General features: G+C 68.6%; 3 protein-coding genes. 2 read left to right on the forward strand and 1 reads right to left on the reverse strand.

What is annotated here, in order from left to right; translation table 11 throughout:
* The coding region (locus tag ACU5AP_RS16335) for a DUF817 family protein (RefSeq protein ID WP_446681566.1) at positions 1-299 on the forward strand (299 nt) is incomplete at its 5' end.
* Between the two features lie 56 nt (positions 300-355).
* Positions 356-745, forward strand: coding sequence for a DUF302 domain-containing protein (locus ACU5AP_RS16340; RefSeq protein WP_286952511.1), 390 nt, complete (start codon positions 356-358; stop codon positions 743-745).
* A gap of 6 nt (positions 746-751) precedes the next feature.
* On the opposite strand, the gene ACU5AP_RS16345 is transcribed toward ACU5AP_RS16340, so the two are convergent.
* The coding region (locus ACU5AP_RS16345) for a nitroreductase family protein (protein WP_446681567.1) at positions 752-1,265 on the reverse strand (514 nt) is incomplete at its 5' end.

The raw sequence follows: 1,265 nt of genomic DNA on the forward strand, positions 1-1,265 counted from the left end.
ACATCCGGCTGGCGCTGTTCGCGGCGACGGGGCTGCTGTTCGCGCGGGGGTGGTTCTACTTCACCGCCGACCGGACGCGGCGGTCGATGCCGCTGCTGCTGGGTTATGGGCTGGTGGCGCTGTTCATCTGGTTCGCGGAGAACCTGGGGACGTTCGCGCGGGCCTGGGTCTATCCGGGGCAGGAGGTCGGATGGGAGATGGTCAGCCTGAACAAGCTGGGGGCGTGGTTCCTGCTGATGATCATCTCGGTGGTGCTGGTGTCGATCGTGCACCGGCCGGAGGAGGAGCCTCGGGACTGAGGCAACGCCTGCGCCGTCCGGGCGTTTGCTGGGCCTCAGCGACGAAGGAGAGGACCATGGCGACCTATCATTTCAGCAAGACGCTGGACCTGCCGTTCGAGGCGGCACTGGACGCGACGCGCGAGGCCCTGGGCCAGGAGGGGTTCGGCGTCATCACCGAGATCGACCTGCGCGCCACCTTCAAGGCCAAGCTGGGCGAGGATTTCCGCGCCTATACGATCCTGGGGGCCTGTAATCCCAAGCTGGCCTTCGAGGCGCTGGGGCTGGAGGACAAGGTCGGCGCCATGCTGCCGTGCAATGTGGTGGTGCAGGACGCGGGCGGCGGCCGCACCGAGGTCTCGGCCATCGATCCCGTGGCCTCGATGCAGGCGATCGACAATCCCGCGCTCAAGGACAAGGCCGCCGTGGTCGCCGGGAAGCTGAAAGCCGCCGTCGATCGGCTCTGACCCGCCTCAGGGTCGCGCCGTCACCTTGTGCTCCAGGTCGGGGCGGGGGCGTTCCAACGGGGGCTCGGACAGGGAGCCGACGTGGATGAAGCCGGCGATGGTCTCGCCGTGCTCGACGCCGAACAGGGCGACGGCGGCGGGGTCGTAGGAATACCAGTCGGTGATCCAGCTGGCTGAATAGCCCAGGGCGTTGGCCGCGTGCTCCAGGTTCATGCAGACCGCGCCGGCGGACAGCTGCTGTTCCCAGACCGGCACCTTGTGGCCCTGAATCGGGGTCGAGACGACCATGACGGTCAGCGGCGGATTGGCCAGCTTGGCCAGGGCGGCGATCTCCTTGCCGGTGCGGTTCTGGGTTTCGCCCAGGGCGACCAGGGCTTCGGACAGTTCGACGCGGCTGCGCGGGCCCAGGATGACGAAGCGCCAGGGAAACAGCTTGCCGTGGTCCGGCGTGCGGGCGCCCAGCAGCAGCATCTGCTCGATCTCGGCGTCCGAGGGGCCGGGCAGGGCCAACGACTGGGCC

The sequence above is a fragment of the Brevundimonas sp. RM1 genome, from assembly GCF_052907225.1.

Bases quoted from the DNA above. Each gene is read 5' to 3' on its own strand.
- ACU5AP_RS16340 (WP_286952511.1), top strand. From the start codon at position 356: ATGGCGACCTATCATTTCAGCAAGACGCTGGACCTGCCGTTCGAGGCG.